We start from the raw sequence: 1,556 nt of genomic DNA on the forward strand, positions 1-1,556 counted from the left end.
CCATCCTCCAAGGCTAAATACTCCTAACTGACCGATAGTGAACCAGTACCGTGAGGGAAAGGCGAAAAGAACCCCTGTGAGGGGAGTGAAATAGAACCTGAAACCGCATACGTACAAGCAGTGGGAGCCCCTTCGGGGGTGACTGCGTACCTTTTGTATAATGGGTCAGCGACTTACATTCTGTAGCAAGGTTAACCGTATAGGGGAGCCGTAGGGAAACCGAGTCTTAACTGGGCGTCGAGTTGCAGGGTGTAGACCCGAAACCGAGTGATCTACCCATGGCCAGGTTGAAGGTTGAGTAACATCAACTGGAGGACCGAACCCACTAATGTTGAAAAATTAGGGGATGAGCTGTGGGTAGGGGTGAAAGGCCAATCAAACTCGGAGATAGCTGGTTCTCCCCGAAAGCTATTTAGGTAGCGCCTCGGACTTATGCCACTGGGGGTAGAGCACTGTTTCGGCTAGGGGGTCATCCCGACTTACCAACCCGATGCAAACTCCGAATACCAGTGAGTACTATCCGGGAGACACACGGCGGGTGCTAACGTCCGTCGTGGAGAGGGAAACAACCCAGACCGCCAGCTAAGGTCCCAAAGTTATCACTAAGTGGGAAACGATGTGGGAAGGCTCAGACAGCTAGGAGGTTGGCTTAGAAGCAGCCACCCTTTAAAGAAAGCGTAATAGCTCACTAGTCGAGTCGGCCTGCGCGGAAGATGTAACGGGGCTAAGTGATACACCGAAGCTGCGGCAATGCGATTTATCGTATTGGGTAGGGGAGCGTTCTGTAAGCGGTTGAAGGTGTGCTGTAAGGCATGCTGGACGTATCAGAAGTGCGAATGCTGACATGAGTAACGACAAAGCGGGTGAAAAACCCGCTCGCCGGAAGACCAAGGTTTCCTGTCCAATGCTAATCAGGGCAGGGTAAGTCGACCCCTAAGGTGAGGCCGAGAGGCGTAATCGATGGGAAACAGGTTAATATTCCTGTACCGACATGTACTGCGATGGGGGGACGGAGAAGGCTAAATGGGCCAGGCGTTGGTTGTCCTGGTTTAAGTGTGTAGGTTGATGGTTTAGGTAAATCCGGACCGTCTTAAGACTGAGACACGATATCGAGACTCTACGGAGTTGAAGTCATTGATGCCATGCTTCCAGGAAAAGCCTCTAAGCTTCAGGTACATGTTGATCGTACCCCAAACCGACACAGGTGGTCAGGTAGAGAATACTAAGGCGCTTGAGAGAACTCGGGTGAAGGAACTAGGCAAAATAGTACCGTAACTTCGGGAGAAGGTACGCTGCTGACGGTGATGGGACTTGCTCCCTAAGCTGTTGGCAGTCGCAGTGACCAGGTGGCTGGGACTGTTTATTAAAAACACAGCACTCTGCAAACTCGAAAGAGGACGTATAGGGTGTGACACCTGCCCGGTGCCGGAAGGTTAATTGATGGGGTTATCTTCGGAGAAGCTCTTGATCGAAGCCCCGGTAAACGGCGGCCGTAACTATAACGGTCCTAAGGTAGCGAAATTCCTTGTCGGGTAAGTTCCGACCTGCACGAATGG

At 51.9% G+C, this 1,556-nt stretch carries 1 rRNA gene (cut by a window edge); it reads left to right on the forward strand.

Annotated elements, in window-relative coordinates:
- Nucleotides 1–1,556, forward strand: a 23S ribosomal RNA gene (locus tag EZV61_RS13340); its annotated part reaches 402 nt to the left of the window's first position; the annotation flags it as partial.

The organism is Corallincola luteus (assembly GCF_004336975.1).
Taxonomy (GTDB): Bacteria; Pseudomonadota; Gammaproteobacteria; order Enterobacterales; family Neiellaceae; genus Corallincola; species Corallincola holothuriorum.